This is a genomic window from Chelatococcus reniformis (assembly GCF_014640075.1).
GTDB classification, from domain to species: domain Bacteria; phylum Pseudomonadota; class Alphaproteobacteria; order Rhizobiales; family Beijerinckiaceae; genus Camelimonas; species Camelimonas reniformis.
In genome coordinates, this window is sequence record NZ_BMGG01000006.1 from 175,918 (window position 1) to 201,581 (window position 25,664).

Annotated in this window: 17 protein-coding genes; 7 read left to right on the forward strand and 10 right to left on the reverse strand. The window is 68.4% G+C overall.

All coding sequences use genetic code 11. The annotated features are described in order from the left end of the window. Positions 1-213: 213 nt before the first annotated feature. Both IEW34_RS17205 and IEW34_RS17210 read left to right on the forward strand, forming a co-directional pair. The gene (locus IEW34_RS17205; protein ID WP_188610452.1) at positions 214-1,572 is read left to right on the forward strand and encodes a malonyl-CoA decarboxylase; all 1,359 of its coding nucleotides are present in this window, start codon (positions 214-216) and stop codon (positions 1,570-1,572) included. After that, a complete protein-coding gene (locus IEW34_RS17210) occupies positions 1,569-3,077 on the forward strand; it encodes a malonate--CoA ligase (protein WP_188610453.1) in 1,509 nt (502 codons plus the stop codon). Before IEW34_RS17205 ends, IEW34_RS17210 begins: the two co-directional genes overlap by 4 nt. A 52-nt stretch (positions 3,078-3,129) precedes the next feature. Here the strand turns inward: IEW34_RS17210 and IEW34_RS17215 are convergent, their stop codons facing one another. Then, positions 3,130-3,480 (reverse strand): ComEA family DNA-binding protein, encoded by a 351-nt coding sequence (locus tag IEW34_RS17215; RefSeq protein ID WP_188610454.1) that lies wholly within the window; start codon positions 3,478-3,480, stop codon positions 3,130-3,132. A gap of 250 nt (positions 3,481-3,730) precedes the next feature. On the opposite strand from IEW34_RS17215, the gene cysG reads away from it, so the two are divergent. Beyond that, positions 3,731-5,203 (forward strand): siroheme synthase CysG, encoded by a 1,473-nt coding sequence (gene cysG, locus IEW34_RS17220; protein WP_188610455.1) that lies wholly within the window; start codon positions 3,731-3,733, stop codon positions 5,201-5,203. Between the two features lie 54 nt (positions 5,204-5,257). On the opposite strand, the gene IEW34_RS17225 is transcribed toward cysG, so the two are convergent. The 4 genes from IEW34_RS17225 to IEW34_RS17240 form a co-directional block, all read right to left on the reverse strand. Continuing rightward, positions 5,258-6,214: a PfkB family carbohydrate kinase gene (locus tag IEW34_RS17225; RefSeq protein ID WP_188610456.1), complete on the reverse strand. Its 957-nt coding sequence runs from the start codon at positions 6,212-6,214 to the stop codon at positions 5,258-5,260. Positions 6,215-6,218: 4 nt separating this feature from the next. Then, positions 6,219-6,659, reverse strand: coding sequence for a VOC family protein (locus IEW34_RS17230; RefSeq protein ID WP_188610457.1), 441 nt, complete (start codon positions 6,657-6,659; stop codon positions 6,219-6,221). 136 nt (positions 6,660-6,795) lie between these two features. Next, entirely contained in the window at positions 6,796-8,787 is a 1,992-nt protein-coding gene (locus IEW34_RS17235) for a glycosyltransferase (RefSeq protein ID WP_188610458.1), read from the reverse strand. A gap of 107 nt (positions 8,788-8,894) precedes the next feature. Further along, entirely contained in the window at positions 8,895-9,569 is a 675-nt protein-coding gene (locus IEW34_RS17240; RefSeq protein WP_188610459.1) for a hypothetical protein, read from the reverse strand. A gap of 1,035 nt (positions 9,570-10,604) precedes the next feature. Between IEW34_RS17240 and IEW34_RS17245 the strand changes: the two genes are divergently transcribed. The 4 genes from IEW34_RS17245 to IEW34_RS17260 all read left to right on the forward strand — a co-directional run bounded on the left by IEW34_RS17245 (position 10,605) and on the right by IEW34_RS17260 (position 18,116). Next, a complete protein-coding gene (locus tag IEW34_RS17245; RefSeq protein WP_188610460.1) occupies positions 10,605-11,903 on the forward strand; it encodes an MFS transporter in 1,299 nt (432 codons plus the stop codon). Positions 11,904-12,016: 113 nt separating this feature from the next. After that, on the forward strand, positions 12,017-14,665 hold the full coding sequence (gene pepN, locus IEW34_RS17250) for an aminopeptidase N (protein WP_188610461.1): 2,649 nt from the start codon (positions 12,017-12,019) through the stop codon (positions 14,663-14,665). 217 nt (positions 14,666-14,882) lie between these two features. Continuing rightward, positions 14,883-17,204 carry a PAS domain-containing sensor histidine kinase gene (locus IEW34_RS17255; protein WP_188610462.1) on the forward strand — a complete coding sequence of 774 codons (2,322 nt, stop codon included), beginning with the start codon at positions 14,883-14,885 and terminating at the stop codon, positions 17,202-17,204. A gap of 309 nt (positions 17,205-17,513) precedes the next feature. Continuing rightward, on the forward strand, positions 17,514-18,116 hold the full coding sequence (locus IEW34_RS17260; RefSeq protein ID WP_188610463.1) for an MSMEG_1061 family FMN-dependent PPOX-type flavoprotein: 603 nt from the start codon (positions 17,514-17,516) through the stop codon (positions 18,114-18,116). A gap of 10 nt (positions 18,117-18,126) precedes the next feature. Here IEW34_RS17260 and IEW34_RS17265 read toward each other — a convergent pair whose 3' ends face one another. From IEW34_RS17265 to IEW34_RS17285, 5 genes are all read right to left on the reverse strand, one after another. Next, the gene (locus tag IEW34_RS17265; RefSeq protein WP_244642046.1) at positions 18,127-21,078 is read right to left on the reverse strand and encodes a bifunctional [glutamine synthetase] adenylyltransferase/[glutamine synthetase]-adenylyl-L-tyrosine phosphorylase; all 2,952 of its coding nucleotides are present in this window, start codon (positions 21,076-21,078) and stop codon (positions 18,127-18,129) included. Then, entirely contained in the window at positions 21,075-22,544 is a 1,470-nt protein-coding gene (locus tag IEW34_RS17270) for an ATP-binding protein (RefSeq protein ID WP_188610464.1), read from the reverse strand. Before IEW34_RS17270 ends, IEW34_RS17265 begins: the two co-directional genes overlap by 4 nt. Continuing rightward, positions 22,528-23,211, reverse strand: coding sequence for a response regulator transcription factor (locus IEW34_RS17275; protein WP_188610737.1), 684 nt, complete (start codon positions 23,209-23,211; stop codon positions 22,528-22,530). The genes IEW34_RS17270 and IEW34_RS17275 overlap by 17 nt, the downstream gene beginning before the upstream one ends. Positions 23,212-23,353: 142 nt before the next feature. Then, complete coding sequence (locus IEW34_RS17280) at positions 23,354-24,904, reverse strand: Do family serine endopeptidase (RefSeq protein ID WP_373288267.1); 1,551 nt, start codon at positions 24,902-24,904, stop codon at positions 23,354-23,356. Between the two features lie 297 nt (positions 24,905-25,201). Beyond that, the gene (locus IEW34_RS17285; protein ID WP_188610466.1) at positions 25,202-25,639 is read right to left on the reverse strand and encodes a cytochrome c-type biogenesis protein; all 438 of its coding nucleotides are present in this window, start codon (positions 25,637-25,639) and stop codon (positions 25,202-25,204) included. Between the last annotated feature and the right edge of the window lie 25 nt (positions 25,640-25,664).

A 25,664-nucleotide genomic window follows, 5' to 3' on the forward strand; every position in this document is an offset into this window, starting at 1 on the left:
GGAAGGCGCCGCCGCGCGGGTCAACCACCCGCCGGCTGTGCCGCCCCGACGGCGCCGGCGGGGCGCCGCCCGTAGCCAAAAAGACCGGCTGATCCTAGATCCATGGGGCGCCCGGGGCCTGGGCAGGCGACCGCGGCTGTTGCCCGCAGGGCGGACGTTGTACTGAATAGCGCGTGGTCGCGCGGGGCTTCGCGGCTCACCAACGGAGACACGATGGCGACATCATTCTTCAACGAAATGCTCGCGACACTCTCCGAGCGGGGCCGCTCGCTGCTCGGGCGCCCGCGCGCCAGCGTGCGCGGGGGCGATCTCGTCGAACTCGGCCAACATCTGCTGTCGCGGCGCGGTGAAGCCTCCGGCGTGGCGATCGCCAGCGCCCTCGTCCAGCATTTCAACTCGGCCAAGCTGTCGGCGCGGCTATCATTCCTGACGGCGCTCGCGGACCGATTCGGACCGGACATGGAGCGTGTCGACCGGGCCTTGAAGAGCGTCAAGACCGACCCGAGCCCCGCTGCCGTTCAGGAGCTGCACGGCGCCACCGAAGCCCGCCGTCAGGAGCTGATGCGCCGCCTCAACCTGGCGCCCGGCGGCACCGCGGCGCTCATTCGCATGCGTGAGGAGTTGCTCGACCATCTGCCGGCGCGGCCGGACCTCAAGGCGGTCGACCAGGACTTCGTGCAGCTCTTCTCCTCCTGGTTCAATCGGGGGTTCCTCGTGTTGCGCCATATCGACTGGACCACCCCGGCCAACATCCTCGAGAAGATCATCAAGTACGAAGCCGTGCATGAGATCCGCGACTGGGACGACCTGCGCAACCGGCTCGAGCCGCCGGACCGTCGCTGCTTCGGCTTCTTCCATCCGCAACTGGTGGACGAGCCGCTGATCTTCGTCGAAGTGGCCCTCACCACGCAGATTCCGGACGCCATCGCCCCCCTCCTCGACCTCGGCCGCACGCCGATCCCGGCAGACGAAGCGACCACGGCGGTGTTCTATTCCATTTCCAACACGCAGCGCGGCCTGGGCGGCGTCTCCTTCGGCAACTTCCTGATCAAGCAGGTGGTCGAGGACCTGAAGCGCGAGCTGCCGAACCTCAAGACATTCGTGACGCTCTCGCCCGTGCCGGGCTTTGCCGGCTGGCTCAACCGCGAGCGCAAGGCGGAGGGCTCGGTCTGCCTCGACGACGCCTCCAGGGCGGCGCTGGAAGTCCTCGATGGCGAGGGGTGGCAGGCGGAACCGGCGCGCGCCGAAGCGGTGAAAAAGGCCATGCAGCAGGCCGCCGCCTACTATTTCCTGCGCGCCAAGACCTCGAGCGGCCGCCCGGTCGATCCGGTCGCCCGCTTCCACCTAGGCAACGGCGCGCGGCTTGAAAGCATCAACTTTCTGGGCGACACCTCGGCCAAGGGCATGAAGCAGGCTTACGGATTCATGGTGAACTATCTCTACGCGCTCGACGAAATCGAGAAGAACCACGAGGCCTTTGCCGAAAAGAGCGAGGTGGCGGCCTCCAACGCGGTGCGCAAGCAATTGCGCAGCAACCTGCCCGCCGCGCGCGAACTCGTGCCCGCCAAATGAGCCGGAACCTGTACGACCGGCTGATGACCGGTGCCGATCCGTCCCGCCGCGCCATCGAAACGGCGGACGGCCAGGTCTTCGGCTACGGCGACCTCGCCCGCCTGTCCGCGCGCCTCGCCCATGTGCTCACGGCCCGCGGCGTCACCGTCGGCGACCGCGTGGCGGTGCAGGTGGAGAAATCGATCCCCGCGCTGGTGCTCTACCTCGCATGTGTGCGCGCCGGCGCGATCTACCTGCCCCTCAACACGGCCTACACCCTGGCCGAGCTCGGCTATTTCATCGGTGACGCGGAGCCCAAGCTCGTCGTCTGCGACCCGGCCAAGCACAGCGCCATGGCGGAGATCGCCCAGACAGTCGGGGCCGGCGTCGAGACGCTCGATGCCCGTGGCAGCGGCTCCCTGATGGAGGCTGCGACCGGCGCGGCCGAGACATTTGACACGATCGAGCGCGGCGACGACGACCTCGCCGCCATCCTCTACACGTCCGGCACCACCGGCCGTTCCAAGGGGGCGATGCTGTCGCACGACAACCTGGCGTCCAACTCGCTGGCACTCAAGGATTACTGGCGCTTCGCGGCCGACGACGTCTTGATCCACGCGCTGCCGATCTACCACACGCACGGACTGTTCGTGGCCACCAACGTCACGCTCTTCGCCGGCGGCGCCATGATCTTCCTGCCCCGCTTCGATGCCGACGAGGTCATGCGGGTCATGCCGCGGGCCACCACGATGATGGGTGTGCCCACGTTCTATACGCGGCTGCTGCAGCACCCGGCGCTCGACCGGGCCGCCACCGCAAGCATGCGCCTGTTCGTGTCGGGCTCGGCGCCGCTGCTGGCGGAGACGCATCGCGCCTGGCAGGAGCGCACCGGCCACGCCATCCTCGAACGCTACGGCATGACTGAGACCAACATGAACACATCCAACCCCTACGACGGGAAACGGATCGCCGGAACGGTCGGCTTCCCGTTGCCGGGCGTCTCCCTGCGCGTCGTCGAGCCCGACAGCGGCCAGGAACTGCCCCGGCGCGAGATCGGCGTGATCGAGGTCAAGGGCCCTAACGTATTCAAGGGCTATTGGCGCATGCCGGAGAAAACGGCGGCTGAGTTCCGCAACGACGGCTTCTTCATCACGGGCGACCTCGGCGTGATCGACGCCGACGGCTACGTCAGCATCGTCGGCCGCGGCAAGGACCTGATCATCAGCGGCGGCTTCAACGTCTATCCCAAGGAGATCGAGGGTGAGATCGACGCCATCGCGGGCGTCGTCGAAAGCGCCGTCATCGGCGTGCCGCACCCCGACTTCGGCGAAGGCGTCGTCGCCGTAGTGGTCGCCAGCGATCCGGCCCTCGACGAAGCTGCCGTGCTGGCCGCCATCGGTGATCGGCTGGCCAAGTTCAAGTTGCCCAAGCGAGTCCTGTTCGTCCGCGACCTGCCGCGCAACACCATGGGCAAGGTGCAGAAGAACCTGCTGCGCGACGCGCACAAGGCGCTGCTCGCCGGATGACCGGCGCCAGGATGCGCTCCCGCAACCCGACCTGAACCGGGGGCACGACCCGTCAGGACTGTTTGGCGATGATCCTGTCCTTGATGTCGTCGTAGACGTTCTGAGGGATGATCTTGCGGCGTACCAGGTCGTCCTTGCCCTTGTAGGGCCGCCCCTTGATGATCGCCTCCGAGCGCGCTTCGCCGATGCCCTTGAGCTTGCCCAGATCGTCCTTGGACGCCGAGTTGATATCGAGGAGGGCTCCGGCTGCGGCCGGCGTCGTCGGTGCCGCAGCGGGCTTGGCCGGCGCCGCGGTGGCGGCCGCGGGCTTGCCGGGAGCCGGCGTCGTCTGAGGTGACTGCGCGAGCGCGGCCGTACCGAACAGGGCGATGGCGGCGATGCCTGCCCACAGCGATTTACGCATGACCTGTCTCCGTGGCCGATGGCCTTGCGGCTTGAATCCTGCAAAGCGATGGCAACCGACTAATGTCTGGACGGTAGCCGGTCGGAACGAGCAGGGAAACCGCAAAGCATGAGACCATGGAGCCCGATCCTTTCGGAGCTGATCGTTCGATCGGCTAGAAGGTGCTCCAACCCTTTGAATCGGAGGGCTTCGCGCGGACGGTTTCGCCCGAACGCAAGACCCCGGCCGCTGTTGTAAAGTTCGCACCACGATGAGCGCATCGACACCTTCATCCCGCAAGCCGGAAGACCGACCCCGCGAACGGCTGGAACCGCTGGCGACGCTGCCGGCATTCTTCAAGCTGCGCGGGCGCACCGTGCTTCTGGCCGGCGCCGGCGCCGGCACGGCCTGGAAGGCGGAACTCCTGTCCGCCGCCGGCGCGACGACGCATCTCTATGCCGCCTTCCCCAGCCCCGAGTTGCGAGATGTCGTCGCCCGCCCGGCCGACGGGCCCATCCTCCTGCACGAGCGCCCCTGGCGGCCGGCGGACCTGCGCGGCGCTCTCCTGGCGGTCGGCGACTTCGACGAGGACGACGAGGCCCGGGCCTTTTGCGCGGCGGCGCGGGATGCCGGCGTGCCCGTCAACTGCGTCGACCGTCCCGCGCTCTGTGATTTCCAGTTCGGCTCCGTGGTCAACCGCTCGCCCCTCGTCGTCGGCATTTCGACGGACGGGGCGGCGCCGGTATTCGGGCAGGCCATCCGCGCCCGCATCGAGACCCAGTTGCCGCAGGGCTTCAAGCGCTGGGCGGAGGCCGCGCGCGCCTGGCGCCCCGCGGTGCAGGCACGGGAGCTGCCGTTCCGCGCTCGCCGCCTGTTCTGGGAACGCTTTACCGCCCGCGCCCTGGCCAACCCGACCCTCGAGCCCAGCGATGGCGAGCGGCAGAGCCTGTTCGCCGGGCTCGAACCGAGCGGCGATGCCGGTCCGAGCGGCCGGTCCGGCTCGGTCGCCCTGATCGGCGCCGGGCCGGGCGATCCGGAACTGCTGACGCTCAAGGCCGTACGCTATCTCCAATCGGCGGACGTCGTGCTCTTCGACGACCTCATCCAACGTGGCGTCCTGGACTTCGCGCGGCGCGAGGCACGGCTGGTGCACGTGGGCAAGCGCGGCCACAAGCCGTCGTGCACGCAGGAGGATATCAACGGCATGCTCGTCGCGCTGGCGGGCGAGGGGCTGCGGGTGGTGCGGCTCAAGGGCGGCGATCCCATGATCTTCGGCCGCGCCGGCGAGGAGATCGCCGCGCTCGGCGCCGCCGGCATTCCCGTCGAGGTCATTCCCGGCGTGACCGCCGCGAGCGGCGCCGCAGCGAGCCTCCAGGTCTCGCTGACCCATCGCGATGCGGCCCGGCGGGTCCAGTTCGTGACCAGTCACGCGCGCAACGCCCAGCTGCCGGAGGACCTCGACTGGCGGGCTCTGGCTGACCCGGCAGCGACGACGGCGGTCTACATGGGGGTGAAGACCCTGCCTGAATTCGTGGCCCGCGTGCTGGCCGCCGGCCTGTCGCCGGCGACGCCGGTCGCCGTCGTCGAGCGGGCCACATGGCCTGACGAGCGCATCCTGCGCGGGCGCCTCGATACCATCGCGGACGTCGTCGCGGCGGCGCGGCCGCGTGGCCCGTGCCTGGTCCTGATCGGCGAGGCGATCGGCATCCAGCCCGCCGCGCTGCCGGCAGGGCACGGCAGTTAGAGCCGGATGATTTTCCTTTGAGTCATCATCCCGCTCTAAGTCTTTGGCCTTACTCTATACCCCGGCTGCAGAAGTCAGAAAGTCCTCCAGCTGGCCGCGGCGGGGGGCGCCCTTGTGGCCTCCGAAGGTCAGGCATTTGATGGCGGACGCAGCCGATGCGAAGCGGATGGCCTGGCGCTCGCTCTGACGCTCCGCCAGGGCCAGCGCGAACGCGCCGTGCCATACGTCGCCGGCGGCGAGCGTATCGACCGCATCGACGGAAAATGCCGGCGCATGCGCGATCTTGCCGTCCTCCAGGAAGAACACGCCGTCGGCGCCGACGGTGACGGCGAACCAGGTCCCTTCGCGCCCGCGCAGACTGGCAAGACCGGCCTGGGGGTCTGCGGTGCCGGTGAACTCGCGCAGGCCCTGCTCGCTGAAGGCCACGTGCGTCGCCAGATCGACGATCTCCGGGTGACGCGGGGCCCGGTCCCCGTCGAGCACCGCTGGCTTGCCGGCCCGGCGGGCCGCGGCGAACAGCTTGACGGCCGCGTCCTCCCAGCGAGTATCGCCCAGGACGGCGTCGATCCCCTCCGGCAGTTCGTCCGGCAGCCAGCTCGGATCGGCTGGATAGCGGTCGTCGCGGTAGCTGACCAGAAGCCGCTCGCCGCGCCGGTCCACCAGGATGGTGGACACCGGCGAGCGCGCTCCCGGAAAACCGCGCACGTAACCGCAGTCCACGTCCTCCGCGTGGAGAGCATCAAGGATTTCCACGGCGGTCGCGTCATCGCCCAGCCGGCTCGCAAGCACCGCGTGGCCGCCCAGGCGCGCGATGGCGACCGCCGCATTGGCCGCAACACCGCCGCTGGCGATCACCAGATCGCGGGCGCGGTGCTTCTCGGCCACCGTCGGCAACTCATCGAGCGCATAGACGAAATCGAGCGTGGTGATGCCGACGCACAGAACCCCGGCCGCCGCACCTTCGCGGCCGACGGGGCGCGGCGCGAACGGACGGCCGCGTCCTGCCTTCATCGACCTACCAGCTGCCGGTGTTCGGCATCGACGCCCACGGCTCCGCCGACGCCTTGGGCTCGCCCTCCTGAAGCAGCTCGATGGAAATGCCGTCGGGCGAGCGGACGAATGCCATATGGCCGTCGCGCGGCGGCCGATTGATCGTCACCCCCGCCTTCATCAGGCGATCGCAGACGGCATAGATGTCATCCACCCGATAGGCGAGATGGCCGAAATTGCGGCCGCCGCCATAGGCCTCCGGATCCCAGTTGTAGGTGAGCTCGAGCTCCGGCGAGCGCTCGTGCTCGGCGCGATCGAGATCCTTGGACGCCGCCAGGAAGATCAGGGTGAAGCGGCCCTTCTCGTTGTCGATCCGCCGGGTTTCGACGAGGCCGAGCTTGCGGCAGTAGAAATCGAGCGAGGCGTCGACGTCCGTCACCCGCACCATGGTGTGAAGATATCGCATCGTGCCGTGTCCTTCGATGATGGCCGCGTGAGCGGAGGCGGCCGGCAGCCGCCTCGCGTCCGCCCGCGCCGCAGGGCCAAATCAGCGCCACCGGTATAAGCCACGGCCGGCCGCCCGGACAAATCGCGCCCGGACGTCACACGCCGCGGCGCGACACGACGAATTCGAGAATCAGGGTACGCGCCATCTCTGCCGTGACGTGCGCGGGCATCTCACCCAGATGGGACAACAGATTGCTGCGGTTCTCGTACTCGCGGGTCTGCTGATGCAGGCGTCCGCCGGTGTCCATCGTGTAAAAGAACAAGGGATCCGGATAGACGAGGTGCCGGAAGCCGGCCGCGACGACGCGCAGGAAGAAGTCCCAGTCCTCCAGGCTCTCGCGCTGCTCGACAAAGCCTCCCAGGGCGTCGAACACCGTCCGTCGCACGAGCGCGCAGGTATCTCCCAGGATGTTGTCGATCAGGCCGAGCATGATGGGGCCGCCTTGCGGCTGGTAGCGCACACGGGTCGCGTCGGCGAGCGTGGGCCGCCGCGCCATCGGATCGACGCCGAGGAACGGCGCCGCGACAACATCCGCGCCGCTGTGATCCATGGCCCGCCAGAGGCGCTCCACCATGTCCTCGAACGGAACGTTGTCGGCGTCGAAGTTCAGCAGAAGATCGTTGCGAGCCAGCGAAACGGCGGTGTTGCGGGCGACGCCGGCACCGCCGTTGGGTTGGCTGTGGAAGACGTGCCCGAAGGGCTCCAGCTCGGCCTTGAGCCGATTGAAATGCGGCCGCTCCGCTGGCGGCGTGCCGTCATCGACCACCACGAGTTGAAGCTGCGGCAAGCCCATCCGCAGGAAGCTTCCGACCACGCGCTCGATATAGCGGTCGTGGCGGTAAAAAGGCATGCAGACCGTGATCGGCGGGAGCGCCTGCCGCAGCACCCGGCCGGCCGCCGGGCGGCCGGTCCGCGCCCGGGCGATGCGCTCATCCACGTGCGCCGACCAGGTGGCGCGGGCGGCAGCCGGGTCGTAGCTGTGACGCAACCGACCGAAGTCGATCGTACCCAGCTCCGACAGCTTGCGCTCGAGCCCCTGCGCGGTTGCCGGAAAGCAGACGCCCGGGTCTACCATCTCCGGGATGCCGCCTGCCTCCGAGGCGATGAAGCAGGCGCCGTCAACGATGGCATCGATGACCGCCCACGGACAGTTTTCGGCCGCCGACGGGATGACGACGACGCCGTTGCAGCGGCGGATGTAGTCCGCCGCCTGCGCGCGCTCCACATCTGTTTCGATGTGGAGCGCCACGGCGCCGACGGCGGTCCTGAACGCGCTCAGATCGTCGGTGGAAGGGCCTGCCGCACCGCTGCGCGCAATCACCGAGACGGTGGAGGGCAGCCGGCCGCCCCTCTCCTTGAGCCGGCGGAGCGCGCCCCCGAGAAGCTGCAGCCCGCCCCGCGCATCGAGGCAGCCGTGGTAGATCAGGTGGCTGCGGTCGACGGTCTCGGGTCGCCCGCGCGACAATTGCCCCTCGATGGGGTACGGGCAGATCGCAACGTCGTCGGGCAGCGTGAGGCCGCGCTCACGCAACCACCGCAGCATGTGCCGGCTGGGGCTGATCAGGCCGTCGGCGCCAGCGATCTGCTGCATTTCGGCCCAGTTGAGGCCGCTCTCCTCGAGAGGGCTGTGACCGAAGGTACGCTGGGCGGCATTCTGCCACTGGTTCGGCGCATGGACCATGATGGCGATCGGTGTCCGCCCGAAGGCGACGCCCATGGCGCGGGCGCGGACCGACCAGAACCCGTTGGCGTGCCAATCCTGGAACAGGATGTAGTCGTATGTCCGGCCCCGCAACAGATCGAGCAGACCCAGCGCGCGCTCGGTGTACCACCGCGCCCCCTGGATCGGCATGGCCGGCCGCTCCAGACCGCTCGGATTGACCAATGTGAGCGAGCGCCCGTCGCACCACGCGCCCCAACGATCCCGTTGCGATCGGCCGATCTCCGCCGCAAACAGGATCTCCACCTGATGCCCGGCATCGGCCAAGGTCCGGGCATAGTACGAACAGGCGAGATCGATATCTTCGCCCTCCGCCGTATCGGCGATGGCCGGCGATACGATGGCGATACGGCCGCTACCGCTCATGGACACTCGCCCGCGTGGCCGCAGACGCGGGCGGACGCGGCGCGCGACGTCCACGCGCGCGGAGCATATCGGTCGAGATGGTCCTCCGAAGGCTGACTTACAGACATTCAGCCCTCACACCGGGTTGCACCGCGCAGACGGACGATCGTCAAGTCGGCCTCCAGCAGGGCCTTTTCGTCGGCGAGCTTGGCTTCCTCCAACGCTGCGAAGCGCGCCTGCATCGCCACCAGGCGCATTGCGAGCTCGTCCACCGTGGCCCGCAGTTCCTCGCACGTCGCCGCGTCACCGGCTGCCGCGCAGCTGTCCGCCGGCGGTGCGGCGCCATCACCCTCCGCCGCGGCCGCCCGCAGCGCCAAGCTGGCGATCACGGTGGACGCAGACACGGGTCCAACCGAACGCTCGAGCTCGATGACGATGTATCCCTGCGCCGCCTGCCTGCCCGCCAGCGCCGCCCGGCGGGCCAGTCCGAGCACGGTTCGTGGCCTGCCGAGCCACCCAAAGGAGATGATGTGATCGTCGGGCACGCCGTGCTGGCGCAACACGTTCTCTACGAGCCGCGCAGCCTCGTCCGGCCGACCGGCGAGTAGGCGCCGCATGAGGCCTATCAGCACCCGCGGGTCCGCCATCCACGCCGCAGCGCCGCGGATCGCCCGGCGCAGGCTTTCATCCCCGTCCAGGGTTGCGCCGGGCGAACAGGTCACACACGCCGCGGCGGAATGCACGCCGATCCGCGCGTCATCGCAGGTGAGCCGGGGGCCGGCCCCGGTCGAGCTCTCGCGCATCTCCAGATCCCCGATGTGGCATTCGGGCCCTCCGATCGGACAAGGGCTCCGGATTCATGTCGGTCGCGGGCCGGAGCCTGAGGCCAACTCCGGATCAACCGGGCGCAATATCACCTGCGTATGCAAAGGCTGCACGACGCAAAAAAGGGCAGCCCGAGCTGCCCCCTTCCGCCTTGCGGCCGAACGTCGTCCACCCCATGTCTTCGCAGTCGCAGCAGAGATGCTGCGCCGCCCTTCTTGGGCGTTTCCTCCCTAGACTTGGGCTGCGCGTTGCGCGGCCCTTTTTTTATGCCCGGTCACCCTAGCGAAGATGGATACGACCGCAACAGCTTTCCCCGCAATCCGCTCTTGTTCGGCCAGCCCTCGGCAGATGGAGGCTCCGGGCCCCTGTCGCCGTTGTGAGCCGGTTCCGGGGTTCTCGCGCTATCAGGCCTCCCGGGTCCTCGTGGGGCGCCCCGGCGCGCAGAACTGCCCGCAGCGATCACGACGCCGTGCCCGGGCAGCCTTGGCCACATTCTCATACGCAGGCGTCAACAATCCCCATCTCGTGCAAAAATGCCAATATGCAGGGCATAAAAAAAGGCAACCAGTGTTGCCGTCTTGCTATTGCGATGGTCGACCACCTGCACTAGATTTTGCAGTGCAGCAGAGATGCTGCATGCCCTCCTTGGGCGTTTCCTCCCTAGACTTGGGCTGCGCATTGCGCGGCCCTTTTTCTTGGGACGAACCCTAGCCTCCGGATGGTCCCGGGCGCAACAGAAATTCCGTCGTTTCGCTGCATTTTTTTGACAGGTTCCGTCTACGGCTTCTCACGATATTGAAATAGCTATCTTTTTCGGTGGGGCATTCGGAGCCACGTGCCTCAGCCGGAGCCACGTGCCTCAGCGGAGAGGCGCCCACCAGTCCGTGGCGCATGCTGCAGCGGCCATCGCGTGGTGCTATGGTGCCACCATCCGCGAGGCCTTTCCCTGCCTGCGGGGCGCTACGGACGAATCAGCGCAGGCGAGCCCTTCCGATCCCTCCGACGAGTCTCACATGTTCGCGAGCCTCATGCTGGCCAGGCGCTTCGCGCCGCTGTTCTGGTGCCAGTTCTTCAGCGCCTTCAACGACAATTTCGTCAAGAACATCCTTGTCATCCTGGTGCTGTTCAAGCTTGGCGGCGCCCAGGCCGGCACCTTGGTCACGCTGGCCAACGCCTTCCTGGTGGTCCCGTTCTTTCTGTTCTCGGGCGTGGCCGGCGAGCTAGCGGACCGCTTCGACAAAGCCTTCGTGGCTCGGCGGGTTAAGGCGGTCGAGATCGCCGTCGCCGCGGTCGCTGCGGCGGGTCTCTATGTCCACTCACTGCCGGTCATGTACGCGGCGCTGTTCGGATTGGGTGTCATCGCCGCTCTGTTCGGCCCAATCAAGTACGGCATCCTGCCCGATCATCTGCGCCCACAGGAGCTGCCGGCTGCCAACGCGCTCATCGAGGGCGCGACGTTCCTCGCCATCCTCGGCGGCACGATCGCGGGAGGACTGGCGATCGGCAGCAGCGACGAGGGCACCGTCGCACTGGCGATGGTGGCGATCGCCCTGCTCTGCTGGATTTCCTCGCTGCTCATACCGCACACCGGAGAGGCCGCGCCGACGCTCGCCGTGCAGCGCAACATCCTGCGCTCCACAACGGCCCTGATGCGCGTCCTGTCGCAGGAGCGGCGCCTGCTGCGGGCTGCGTTGGGTGTCAGCTGGTTCTGGCTGACCGGTGCAGTGACGCTCTCGCTCGCACCCACGTTGGTCAAGCAAAACGTCGGCGGCAGCGAGGACGTGGTGACGCTGGTGCTCGCGCTGTTCTCCATCGGCATCGGCATCGGATCCGCCGGCGCCGCCATGCTGGCGCGCGGGCGCATCATCCTGTGGCCGGTGCCCCTCGCCGCAGCGCTCATCGCGGGCTTCGCGCTCGATCTCGGCCTAGCGGCGGGCGGCCTCGGCCCGCCGTCGCACGCGGTTGGCGTGCCGGAGCTGCTCGGCCAGTTCTGGGGCGTGCGGCTCGCCGTCGATTTCGTCGGCCTCGCGGTCGCCGCGGGCCTCTTCGTCGTGCCCCTGTTCGCGGCCCTGCAAGCCTGGTCGCCCGGCGCCCAGCGTGCCCGAGTCGTCGCTGGCACCAATGTGCTCAACGCGCTGTTCATGACTGTCGCGGCGCTCCTCACGGCGGCGCTGCAGGCCGCCGGCGTCCAGGCGCCGGCGCTCATTGCTCTGCTCGGCCTATTGAACGCGGCCGTGGCCGGCCTCATTTTCTTCGCCTTCCCGGGCTTGAAGCGGGTGAGAATGCCGTCGGACCATGCCAGCTCGTCGTGACCCGTCCCGATACCCCGCCGGATGCAGTGCCCCGGCGCTTTCCCCCCGCGAGCGCAAGGGTCGCCGTCACCATGCGCCGCGCCCGCCCTTCCCCCCGTGATCCAGGACACTCGATGCGTACCGATTCCCCGCCCGTCATCCGCCTCGAGGACTACCGTCCGACCGATTATCTCATCGACACCGTCGATCTCGACTTCAATCTCGATCCGAACGTCACCAAGGTGACCGCGCTTCTGTCGCTGCGTCCCAATCCGCTCGGCCGGCCGAACGCGCCGCTCGTGCTCGATGGCGACGAGCTCCTGCTCAACGACCTCCGCCTCGACGGCACGCCCCTCGACGCGAACGCCTACACGGCGTCGCCGCAGGGGCTGACACTGCACGCTCCGCCCCAGCGGCCGTTCGAGCTGCGCATCGAGACGAGCGTTAATCCCACGGCCAACACCAAGCTCATGGGCCTGTTCCGCTCCAACGGCATCTACTGCACCCAATGCGAGGCCGAGGGCTTCCGCCGGATCACCTATTTTCTCGACCGCCCCGACGTGCTCTCGGTGTACACGACGCGGATCGAGGCGGCGGTCGAGGAAGCGCCGCTGCTCCTCGGCAACGGCAATCGCGCAGACGCCGGGCTGATGCCGGGCACCGGCCGTCATTTCGTCGTGTGGCACGATCCTCACCCCAAACCGGCATATCTCTTCGCCATCGTTGGTGGGCGCCTGGACACCGTGTCGGAGGTCTACACGACCCAGTCCGGCCGCCGCGTCGACATCGCCATCCACGTCGAGCAGGGCAAGCGTGAGCGCGCCACCTATGCACTCGACGCCCTGGCGCGCTCGATGCGCTGGGACGAACGGGTGTTCGGCCGAGAATACGACCTCGACGTGTTCAACGTCGTCGCCGTCTCGGACTTCAACATGGGCGCCATGGAGAACAAGGGCCTCAACATCTTCAACGACAAATACGTGCTGGCGAGCCAGGACACCGCAACCGATAGCGACTATGCCAATATCGAAGCGGTCATTGCCCACGAATACTTCCATAATTGGACGGGCAATCGCATCACTTGCCGCGACTGGTTCCAGCTCTGCCTCAAGGAGGGGCTGACCGTCTTCCGCGACCACGAATTCTCCGCTGACGAGCGCTCGCGGCCGGTCAAGCGCATCGCCGACGTGCGCACCCTGCGGGCGGCGCAGTTCGTCGAGGACGCCGGGCCGCTCGCCCATCCGGTGCGGCCGAACCGCTACCGCGAGATCAACAACTTCTATACGGCCACCGTCTACGAGAAGGGCGCCGAAGTCGTCCGCATGCTCAAGACCATGCTCGGCGACGATGTCTTCCGCAAAGGCATGGACCTCTATTTCGAGCGCTTCGACGGGACGGCAGCGACCATCGAGGACTTCCTATCGTGCTTCGCCGAGGCAAGCGGCCGCTCGCTCGATCACTTCTCCGAGTGGTACGCACAAGCCGGCACCCCGATCCTCACCGCCTCCGGATTCTACGACGAGGTGAGCCGCACCTACCGGCTGGACCTGCGCCAATCCACGCCGCCGACGCCCGGCCAGCCCGAGAAGAAGCCGCTGGTCATGCCGATCGCCATGGGGCTGGTGGGCGAAGGCGGCCGCGACCTGCCGTTGGTAACGGACAACGACGTCGCCCTACATGACGGCGTTCTGATCTTCGACGAGGCGGCGACCAGCGTGACCTTTCACAACGTCACGGAGAAGCCGGTGCCGTCGCTACTGCGCGGCTTCTCCGCGCCGGTCCGCTACGATATCGACCTGTCCGACGACGAGTTGCTGGTCCTGTTCTCCGCCGACAGCGATCCCTTCAACCAGTGGCAGGCGGTCCAGACGGTGTTGATTCGTCAGTTGATCAAGGGCACCGAAGCGGTGAAGACCGGCCGCAGCCTGCCCCCCAGCGACCGCCTGGTGCGCGCGCTTGCCGAGTTCACTGCGGCGACGGCGGAGCAGGATGCCGCTTTCGCCGCCCAGGTGCTGACCTTGCCGACCGAGAGCGATATCGCCCGGGAGATCGGCCGCGATGTGGATCCCGACGCGATTCTCAGCGCCCGGCGGGCCATGAAGCGCCAGTTGAGCGAGGCCCTGCTTCCCACCCTCGAACGGCTCCACATCAAGCTGGCCTCGAGCGACGCGTTCAGCCCGGATGCGTCCAGCGCCGGTCGGCGGGCTCTGCGCAACGCGGGGCTCGATTTGATCGCCGCCGCCGACCCCGAGCGTGGCGAGCAATTGGCGGCCGAACGCTACGCGGCGGCCGACAACATGACCGACCGCATGGCCGCGCTGGCCACGCTGGCGCTCATTCCGGGCGCCGGCCGCGAGGACGCCCTCGCGGACTTCGCCGCCAGGTTCGCCCACGACCCCCTGATCATGGACAAGTGGCTGGCGCTGCAGGCTATGATCCCGGAACCGCAGACGCTCGATCGGGTCAAGGGCCTGATGCAGCATCCGATCTTCACGCTCACCAATCCCAACCGGGCACGCGCGCTGATCGGATCTTTCGCCATGGGCAATCCAACCCAGTTCAACCGGATCGACGGTGCTGGCTTCGATCTGCTCGCCGACGTGGTTCTGAAGCTCGATCCGCTCAACCCACAGGTCGCGGCCCGCCTGCTCACGGCCTTCCGCACCTGGCGCATGCTGGAGCCCGGCCGACGCCTGAAGGCCGAGGCCGCGCTCAAACGCGTCGCCGCGGCCGGCAACTTATCCCCAGACGTGACCGATATCGCCGCGCGCTCGCTTGGCTAGATGTAGCGCCTCAACCAAGTACACCACCCACATCTAGCGATATCTAAGGGCCCAGCCACCGCCGGACGGATTCGACGTTAACTTTAATCGAATCTTGTCCGGTAACCTTTCGGCAACACTCTGGACAAAGAGCGCGAACACGACTCTGATGGCCTCGATTCGGGAAGATGCGGCACATCGACCTGTATCTGGTTGAGGATTCCGAAGGGGGCCACCGATGGCGCGCGGCCAAGCCGCGACGGCGTGCGACCCTGCACGCGCGGCGACGATTCTAGGTGTAGCCAGGTCAATCACTCACCCGGCCTTCGGCCGATTGGTCGCGGCCGAGCCCTGGCTGAAGCTCGCCGTCCCGACGCTGCTCGGCGTGTTCCTGGCCACCCTGGTCGCCAGCGCAACGATCCAGGCTCTCGACACGCGGGCCGAGACCATCGACGACACCATCACCGCCGTCGACCTCGTCGCTTCCACCATCGCCGGCCAGGCGACAGCGCGCGCCGCGCAGGCGCCCTTGGACACGGCGGGCATCCGCGCGCTCCTCGACCGCGCCCTTCCGACCTCGGCCTTCGTCAGCGGGCGGTTCGCTGCCGTGTCCGACGGCAGCGGCACCATCGTCGCCGTGACCCCGCATGGCATCATCCCGCCCGCCGGCACGCTGACCGATCTCCTGGGCAACGCCCAGGCGCTGACCACCTTCGCCGATCGCGCTGGGGTGATGCTCATCTCGCTCGCCAACGGCGACTGGGCCGTCGCGACCGTCCGCACCCTTCCCGCTCCGCTCGGCCAGGTCGCCGTGGTGCATCCGCTGTCCGGCGCCCTGGGCTCATGGAAGGCCCGCACGTGGAACCACGGCACGCTGCTGATCACCGTGAGCCTGGTGCTGATCGCCATTGCCGTCGCCTACTTCATGCAATCGGCTCGCGCCCGCACGGCCGACGAGATCTGCGAACGGGTGAAGGACCGGGTCGACACGGCGCTCAACCGCGGCCGGTGCGGCCTGTGGGACTGGGACATCGCTCGTGGCCGGATCTATTGGTCCGACAGCATGTACGCGCTGCTCGGCTATCATCGCCACGACGAGTTCCTGTCGTTCGGCGAGATCAACGCATTGGTGCATCCCGACGACGGCGATCTGTACGCCCTGGCCGATATGCTCGTGTCGTCCCAGGCCACCACCGTCGACTACGAGTTCCGCATCCGCGATGCCGAGGGCAACTGGGTGTGGCTGCGCCACCGCAGTGAGCTCGTCGAGACCGACGAGGGCGAGGGGCCGCACCTGATCGGCATCTCCGTGGACGTCACCGAGCAGCGCCGCATGGCGAGCCTCAAGCAGACCTCGGACAACCGCTTGCGCGACGCCATCGAGAGCATCTCGGAAGCATTCGTGCTGTGGGACGGCGAGAACCGGCTCATCACCTGCAATTCCAAGTTCCAGAGCTTGCATCGGCTGCCGCCGGACATGGCGCTGACGGGACGCAGCTACGACGAGGTGATGGAGGCTGGCAGCCTGTCGGTCGTGCATACGCACAGGCTGCCGGGCCCCGCCCGGGCGAGCAGCGGCAACACCTTCGAGGCCCAGCTGGCGGACGGGCGCTGGCTGCAGGTCAACGAGCGGCCGACGAAGGACGGCGGCCACGTGTCCGTAGGAACGGACATCACCGCGCTGAAGCGCCACGAGGAACAACTCGTCGATTCCGAGCGGCGGCTGTTGCAGACGGTCTCCGACCTGCGCCGCTCACGCCAGACGCTCGAGGCCCAGGCCCAGCAGCTGGCCGATCTCGCCGAACGCTATCTGGAAGAGAAGGGCAAGGCCGAAGCCGCCAACAGGGCGAAGTCGGAGTTCCTGGCCAACATGAGCCATGAGCTGCGCACACCGCTGAACGCCATCATCGGCTTTTCCGAACTGATGGAGTCGGGCATCTTCGGCAGCCTCGGGAGCTCCAAATACGAGGAGTATTGTCAAGACATCCACACCAGCGGCGAGTATCTGCTGCGGCTGGTCAACGACATCCTCGACATGTCGCGCATCGAGGCGGGCCAGATGCGGCTGGACAAGCAGCAGGTCGGCGTCGAGCAGGTGGTATCCATGGCCATCGACGCGGTCCGGGAAGCCGCCATTGCCAAATCCATCGAGATGAGCGTCGAGGTACCGAACGAGCTGCGCGTCCATGCCGATCCGCGGGCGCTCAACCAGATCCTGGTCCATCTGCTGCGCAATTCGGTCAAGTTCACGCCGGAGGGGGGCCGCGTCTGCGTCCGCGCCCGAGCCATCGCCGGCTCAGCCAACATCTACGTGGAGGACAGCGGCATCGGCATCCCCGCCGACGCGCTCGCCAAGCTGGGCCGCCCGTTCGAGCAGGCCGAAGATCAATTCGACAAGACCTACAAGGGTGCAGGGCTCGGCCTCGCCATCTCCAAATCGCTGGTGGAAATGCACGGCGGCTCGCTCAGGATCCGCTCCAGCGTCGGCACCGGAACCGTGGTGCTGGTGCACCTGCCGGTGAACGGCAGCGTCGAGGGCGACCTACCGGCGGCGGCCTAGGCTGGAGCGTTTGCGATCGGGGCCAACCACCCAATCGCAAGAGAAGCGCTTCGGATTCGAAACTTGGCGCATTTCTCCGCAATTGGATGGCGCTCACCAATTGCGAATGCTCTGAACCGCCCGCCTCCTGCAAACGCATCGCCATCTGGGGGCGCCGGCGCGCCGGCGGACGCCCGTCTTGCCGTGCGCCCGGCCGACATTCGACGTTTGCCGTTGCCTCGGGCAGTCTGCACATGCTGGAACGGCATTTCCCCCCGGGTGCGCGCTGGACCCGGGGCGGAGCGCCCGGCGGCTTTGACGGAGAAGACTATGGCGACGATCACGACGATCGAGGCACTGCGGCAGATCATCCCGGCCACGGGCAGGACCACCAAGATCCGTGATCACATCGACGAACAGGGCCGCGACTTCATTGCCGCGTCGCCCTTCCTGATCATGGCGACGACAAGCGCCTCGGGGATCGTCGAGGTCAGTCCCAAGGGCGACGCGCCGGGCTTCGTCGAGATGCAGGACGATCGCACGCTCCTCGTCCCCGACCGCGTCGGCAACAATCTCGCCTTCGGCTTGGAGAACCTGATAGCCAATCCGGCGATCGCGCTGATCTTCATCGTGCCCAACACCGGCGAGACCCTGCGCGTCACCGGCAGGGGCGAGATCATCGACGATGCCGACGTCTGCGAGCGTATGAGCGCGCGCGGTAAGGCCGCCAAGCTGGTGACCCGCATCCACGTCGAGCGCGCCTACTTCCACTGTGCCCGTTCGCTCTTGCGGGCCAGCCTGTGGGATCCGGCGACGTGGCCGCCACCCGGCAAGATCTCCTTCGGCCGCATCATCGCCGAAGCAACGGCCGACGCACGGACGGACGTGGCGACGTTCGACCGCAACATCGACGAAGCCTACAAGTACCTGTAGCGCGGCCCGCTCAAGCCAGCAGGCGGTTGAAGGCTCCGCGGACGCCTTTGCGCGTGTCGGCGAGATGCGCCTGGAGCCGCCGCACGTCCGGCAGCCCCGCCGCAGCGGCGATGCGCGTCAGCACCGTCGGCGCCACCCGCGCCGCATCGAACGCTCCCTCCACCGCCAACCGCTGCCATTGCAGCACCGTGGTGAAGAGTTCGTGGGCATCGCGCAGCAGGGCCGCGTCGTTCGGTTCGACAAACCCGTGACGCTCCGCCGCCGCCAGCACAGCCATCGGCTCCGGCGCGATCAGCGACGGCGCCTGGGCGGCATGGGCCAACACGAGGAACTGGGCGATGAACTCGATGTCCATCAGCCCGCCGCCGTTCAGCTTCAAGTCCCACGGATCGCGGTCGCCCTTCTCCTTGGCGACGAGGGCGCGCATGGCGAGCACGTCCTTGGCCACCGCCTGGGCGCCGCCCCGCTGCCGCAGGATCGACGCACGCTCGGCCGTAAAGCTGCGCCCGAGCTCTGCGTCCCCGGCGATGACGCGCGCGCGCGTGAGGGCCATCCGCTCCCAGGTCTCGGCGCCCTCCCGGTGATAGGCCACAAAGCCCTTGAACTGGGTGGCCACGGGCCCGGTGCGACCTTCCGGTCGCAGGCGCATGTCCACCTCGTAGAGGCGGCCGCGCCGCGTCGGCACGGTCAGGGCGCTCAGCAGGCGCTGCGTCAGCCTGTTGTAATAGACTGAGGCATGCAGCGGCCGCGCCCCATCGCTCTCGCTCCGCGCGGCGTCGTAGTCGTAGAGGAGCACGAGATCGAGATCGGACGAGGCGGTCATCTCGCGCGAGCCCAGCCGTCCGAGTCCGAGGACGACGGCGCGCCCCCCGGGCACGACGCCATGCTCGCGCGCAAAGGCAAGCGACACCGCTTCGAACGAACTGGCGACCGCTGTCTCGGCGATGATGGTGAAGGCCTCACCCGCCCGTCCGGCCGAGTAGATGCCCGAGAGCATGCGGGCTCCCACCATGAAGGTGACGAGACGGATGGCGTCGCGCGAGCGGTCGAGGAACTCCTCGAAGCTGGCCGGCTCGCCGATCAGCGCGCGCACACGATCGGCGAGGTGTGAGAGATCCGCGACGTCCTCGGTGAACGCGGGATCGATGACGACGTCGAGCACATGCGGGCGCTCGGATACGATCTCGGCCAGCCGTGGCGCCGAACCGAGGAGATCGGCGAACAGGTTCAGCAGCCGCTCGTTGGAGCGCAGCATGGAGAGAAGTTCCACGGCGGCGGGCATGCGGGCGAGGGCGGCGTCGAGAGCGGCCAGCGCCCCATCGGGATCGGCCGTGCGGCCGAGCGCCGCCAGCAGCGCCGGCGTCAGCTCCGTCAGCACCTCGCGAGCCCGCGGGCTCGTGACCGCGGCCCGGCGGCCGAAGTGCCAGCCCCGGATGGTCTCCGCCGTGCACGCCGGATCGCGGAAGCCGATCCGCACCAGCGTCTCCAGTGTGTCGGGATCGTCGCTCGTGCCAGTGAACACCAGGCTGCCGGCTTCAGTCGCGAGCGCCGGCCCCTCCTCGAACAGCAGCGCGTAGTGGTGCTGAACCGTGCGGGCGACGCGCGTCAGCGCCTCGCCCAGCGCCTTGGTCGATGCGAAGCCCGCGAATTTGGCGATATCGGCAAGCTCGGCCGCTTCCGTCGGCAGACGCTGCGTCTGCTGGTCGCCCACCATCTGCAGCCGATGCTCCAGGCGGCGCAGGAACCGATAGGCGTCGCTGAGATCGTCCCGCGCCTGCGGGGTGATCCAGCCGTCGGCCGCCAGCACGCCGAGCATGTCGAGCGTGCGCTTGCCGCGCAGCGCCGGCCGGCGGCCGCCGAAGACGAGTTGCTGCGTCTGGACGAAGAACTCGATCTCGCGAATGCCGCCGCGGCCGAGCTTGATGTCGTGGCCTGCCAGGGCAATGACGTCATGGCCCTTCACCACGTGGATCTGCCGCTTCATCGCGTGAATGTCGGCGATCGTGGCGAAATCGAAGTACTTGCGCCAGATGAAGGGGCCGAGATCCTCCAGGAAGCGAGCACCGAGCGCGAGATCGCCGGCGATCGGCCGTGCCTTGATGAAGGCGGCCCGCTCCCAATTCTGCCCGACGGTCTCGTAGTAGGTGAAGGCGGCCGGCAGCGAGATCGCGGGGGATGTCGAGCCCGGGTCCGGCCGCAGGCGCAGGTCGACGCGGAAGACGTAGCCGTCGGCGGTGCGCTCCTGCAGCAGCTTCACCAGCGCCTGCGTCAACCGCAGGAACACCGGCGCCGGCTCCAGCCCCTCCCGCAGCGGCGCGGCCGGATCGTAGAAGACGACGAGGTCGATATCGCTGGAGTAGTTCAGCTCGCCCGCGCCGTGCTTGCCCAAGGCCAGCACCACGAGGCCGCACGCGGCCTCCGGCTCCGCTGCGTCGGACAGCAGCATGCGACCGAGACGGCCCTGCTCGGCCAGCAGGAAGCGCACGGCCGAGCCGACGCAGGCGTCGGCAAAGACGGTGAGCGCCCCCGTCACCTGCTCGACCGACCAGAGCCCGCCGAGGTCTGCCAGCGCCACCAGGAGCGCCGCCTCGGCGCGCAACTGGCGCAGCTGCCGCATTAGGTCTTCACCATCGCCCGGTTGGCGCCAGGACGCGGCCGCCGTCGCGACCAGCCCCGCATGGGCGCTCTCCGGTGCCGTCGCGACAAGACGCAGCAGGCGCGGGCGATCGGCGCACGCGAGCCGGGCGAGAAACGGCGAATGATCGAGGACGCCGAGCAGCAGATCACGCAGCCGAGGTGCCTCAGCGACGATGGCCGCCAGGCCGGCGCCATCGGCACCGTCGACCAGGTCGGCCAGCGCCGCTTCCGCCTTCCGCCGATGGCTGAGCTTCGGCGTAGCGACGATACGATCGCGGAGCGGGCCCGCCTCGGACCGCCCAGCCTCGCCAGCGCGCGCGCTCACGCCGCGGCCTTCAGCGGCAGTTCGATCACGGCGCGCAGGCCCGGCTGGTTGTCCTCCAGCCGCAGCTTGCCACCGTGCAGGCGCGCCACCGCTGCCGCCAGGCTCAGCCCGAGCCCGAAGCCCGGCCGGCTGCGCGCTCCTTCCAGGCGCACGAAGCGCTCCAGCACGTGTTCCCGCTCGCCGTCTGGAATTCCCATCCCGCGATCCGCCACCACCAGCTCGATGCGATCGCCCCGCCGGCAGGCGGTCACCGACAATTGCGCACCGGCGGCGGGTGTCGCACCCGACGCGGCACCGGGACCCGCACCGGCACTGCCCACGTCGGCGGACGGGAGCGCGCCTCCTGCCGGCGCCGCATACTTCAGGGCGTTGTCGACCAGGTTTGCCATGGCCTGGCTGAGCAGCTCCCGGCTGCCGTGCACGGGCAGGTGGTCCTGCACGTCGATGATCATGGGCATGCCCGCCTCCTCCGCCAGCGGTTCATAGAGGTCGGCGACGCTGCGCGCGACCTCGGCGGCGTCAAAATCCGTCATCGTCTCGCGCGTACCGCCGCCGGCTTCGAGGCGCGCGATCATCAGCAGCGCGTTGAAGATCCGGATCAGATTATCCGATTCCTCGATGGTGCCTTCCAGCGCCTGCGCATATTGCTCGGGCGTCCTGGCGGTGCGCAGGGCCTCCTCCGCCCGATTGCGCAGACGCGTCAACGGCGTCTTGAGGTCGTGGGCAATGTTGTCCGATACCTCCTTCAGCCCGCTCATCAGCTCGCCGATGCGATCGAGCATGGTGTTGAGGTTCTGGGCCAGGCGGTCGAGCTCGTCGCCCGTGCCCGCCACGGGCAGCCGGCCGGCGATATCGCCCGCCATGATGGTCTGAGCCGACGCGGTCATGTCGTCGACGCGCTTCAGCACGCGGCGGGTAATGAACCAGCCGCCCACGACGGCGAGCAGGGTGATCAGCCCGACCGACAGGCCGATCGCCCGGCGCATGACGTCGCGCAGGCGGTCCTGCTCCTCCAGATCGCGGCCGACGAGCAGCCGGAAGCCGCCCGGCAACACGTAGACCTGGGCCAGGGCGCGGCCATTGACGCGCCGCTCCTCGCTCTCCGTCGCCAGCGAATATTCGATGACGCGTGTTCCCGCCTCGTCGAGTGCGTCGGCCGGCAAGTCGCCGATGTTGCCGGCGAGGCGCTCGCCGGCGAAGGTCGTCACCAGATAGAGCGACGCGCCGGGACGGCGGATGCGGCGGTCGACGCTGACGATCAGGCGGCGGATCCCGCCCAGCCGGTACTGCTCCGCCAGCCCGCTGGTCTCGGCTGCAATAGTCGAGCGCACCTGGTCGAGCAGCAGCTCGCGCGCGTTGAAGGCGACGTAGCCGAGCACGAAGCCCGCGAACAGCACAAAGACGATGAGATAGATCAGCGACAGCTTGAAGGCGGTCGTGCGGAAGAGCTTACCGAGCGCTGTCACGGACCATGTATCCCGCCCCTCGGATGGTGTGGATCAACACCGTGTCGTAGCCCTTGTCGACCTTGGCGCGCAGGCGCGACACATGCACGTCGATAACGTTGGTCTGCGGGTCGAAGTGATAGTCCCAGACGTTCTCGAGCAGCATCGTCCGCGTCACCACCTGGCCGGCGTGCTTCATCAGATACTCGAGGAGACGGAATTCGCGCGGTTGCAGCACGATCTCGTTGCCGGCGCGCGTGACGCGGTGCGACAGGCGATCGAGCTCCAGCGCCCCGACCCGGTAGGTGGTCTGCTCGGCCGACGGCACGTGCCGGCGGCGGGACAGCACCTCGACCCGGGCCAGCAGCTCGGCAAAGGCGTAGGGCTTGGCCAAGTAGTCGTCGCCACCGGCGCGCAGGCCCTTGACGCGGTCATCGACCTGGCCGAGCGCCGACAGGATGACGACCGGGGTCTCCACCTCCTGCTCGCGCAGCGAGCGGATCAGCGACAGGCCGTCGAGCTTGGGCAGCATGCGGTCGACGACGAGCACGTCGTAGAGGCCCTCGCGGGCGAGCGCATAGCCCTCAAGACCGTCCGGCGCATGGTCGGCGACGTGGCCCGACTCCTGGAAAGCCTTGACCATATAGGCGGCCGCCTCAGGGTCGTCCTCAACAACGAGAATCCTCATGTCGGACATGATAGCCGCTCCCAAACGCAAACGGCAGGCCGGGCACGAAGCCCGACCTGCCGCCCCCTCCCGGAATACCGGCCCCAGCGGGGCGACTGGAGAGCCGAGACCGGATTCCGAAGCTGGTTGAAGCGTTAGCCGATCAGGCGGTCGGCACCTGGATGGCGAGGAAGCGCGAGCCCTTCTGCGATTCCAGCCGCATCAGCACTGCCTTCTTGCCGTCCTTGCGGCTTTGGGCGATGGCGCTCTTGACGTCCTGGGGCGTCTCGACCGCCTTGCCCGCCACCTCGGCGATCACGTCGCCGGGCTTGAGGCCCTTCTCCTCGGCCGGCGAGCCAGGCTCGACGCCAACCACGACGACACCCTTGGCGGCAGCGCCACCGACGCTGTCGGCCGGAGCCAGCGACAGGCCGAGCTTGCCGACGTCCGCGCCCTTGTCGTCCGAGCGGGAGGCGGTCTTCTCGCCGGGCAGCTTGCCCAGCTTGACGCTCAGCTCCTGGCTCTTACCATCGCGCCACACGGTCAGCGTCACGGTCGAGCCGGGCTCCAGGCCGGCGACCTCGCGGCTCAGCTCGCGCGCGTCCTTCACGCCCTTGCCGTTCAGCGCCGTGATGGCATCGCCCGTCTTGACGCCGGCACGGCCGGCCGGAGTGTCCGGATCGACCTTGGCCACCAGCGCGCCCTCGGGCTTGCTGAGCCCGATGCCGTCGGCGATGTCGGCGGTCACCGGCTGGATCTGGACCCCGAGGAACCCCCGGTGCACGCCGCCATGGTCGCGGATATCCGCCACGATCTTCTGCGCGGTCTCGGACGGGATCGCGAAGGCGATGCCGACACTGCCGCCGGACGGCGAGGCGATCGCGGTGTTGATCCCGACCACTTCACCGGCAAGGTTGAACGTCGGGCCGCCCGAGTTGCCGCGGTTCACCGGCGCGTCGATCTGGATGAAGTCGTCGTAGGGACCAGCCCCGATGTCACGGCCGCGGGCCGAGACGATGCCCGCCGTCACCGTGCCGCCCAGGCCGAACGGATTGCCCACGGCGATCACCCAGTCGCCGATGCGCGGCATGGCCGAGCCGAAGGACACCGTCGGATACGGACCGTTCTCCACCGTCTTCAGCAGCGCCAGGTCGGTCTTGGGATCCGTGCCGACGACCTTAGCCTTGAGGGTGCGCCCGTCGTCGGTGATGACCTCGACGTTCATGCCCTTCTCGACGACGTGGTTGTTGGTGACGATGTAGCCGTCCTTGGAGATGAAGAAGCCGGAGCCCTGGGCTTCACCGAAGCGGCGCGGGCCGGGGCGGCCGCGGGGACCTTCCCCGCGATCCTCGTCCATACCCTGGCGCTGGCGCGGGCCGGCCGTGCCGCCGTCCTGCTGGAAGCGGCGGAAGAAGCGCTCCATCGGGCTGCCCGGCTCAAGGCCGAACTCTTCCATCGACATGCCGCCGGCGCCGGTCGGCTGATCCTCGGCGACCTTGACCCGCACGGAGACGACCGCCGGCTTCACCTTGGCGACGACGTCGGCAAAGGAGGGCTGAACCGCAGTCTGGCTGGGGGCGGCGGCCGTCTGGGCGACGGCCTGGTTGTAGGGTGGCAGCACCAGCCCCTCCACCACGCCGGCGGCCGCGATCGCGCCGATGGCGGCGGCGCCGAGCAGCACGGACGTGCGCGCGCGGCGGCGGGCACGCGGCATGCGGATCTCGGTCGGTGCGCCCTCCAGTTCGGGCTGCGGCTGCGCGGGAGGAAGTGAATGATGCATGACCCAACTCCATGGCCGTTCGGCCGGTTGCTATGGAGTGGACCATGACGGCGCGCGGCTTACGGCACTCTCTCCGGCGCATGAAACTTTCGTAATGGCGCGGCGCGGCGCGCGGCAGGATGAAACCACCCGTGCTCGGCCCCGTGCCAATCTTGAAGCTGGAGGTTCTTCTCTTTTGCGTCGGTGACGCCCGTCCGATCGCGACAGGCAAGGCGCATTGCGCCTCGCCGTTCAGCGTTCCTCGTTCAGGATCGCATCGAGCTTGGCCTGCTCGGCCGGACTCAGGTCGGGGGGCGGCGGCGGTCTCCGTGTCCGCCGGCCAATCACAATGGCCACGGCGCCGGCCAGCAGCACGAGGAGCGGGCTTGCCCACAGGATCGCCGTGTCCAGTTTGAACGGCGGTTTGAGCAGGACGAAGTCCCCATAGCGGCTGACGACGAAGTCGCGCACGGCCCTGTCGCTGTCGCCCGATTGCAGGCGCTCCCGCACCAGCAGGCGCAGGTCCCGCGCCAGCGGCGCGTCCGAATCGTCGATCGACTGATTCTGGCAGACGAGGCAACGCAGGCCCGCGGAGATGTCGCGCGCCCGCGCCTCAAGCTGCCTGTCGGCCAGCACTTCGTCCGGCTGCAGGGCGACCGCGGGCAAGCTGGCGGTCACGGCCAGGAGCATCACCCCCGCAATGCCCCAGCGCCGG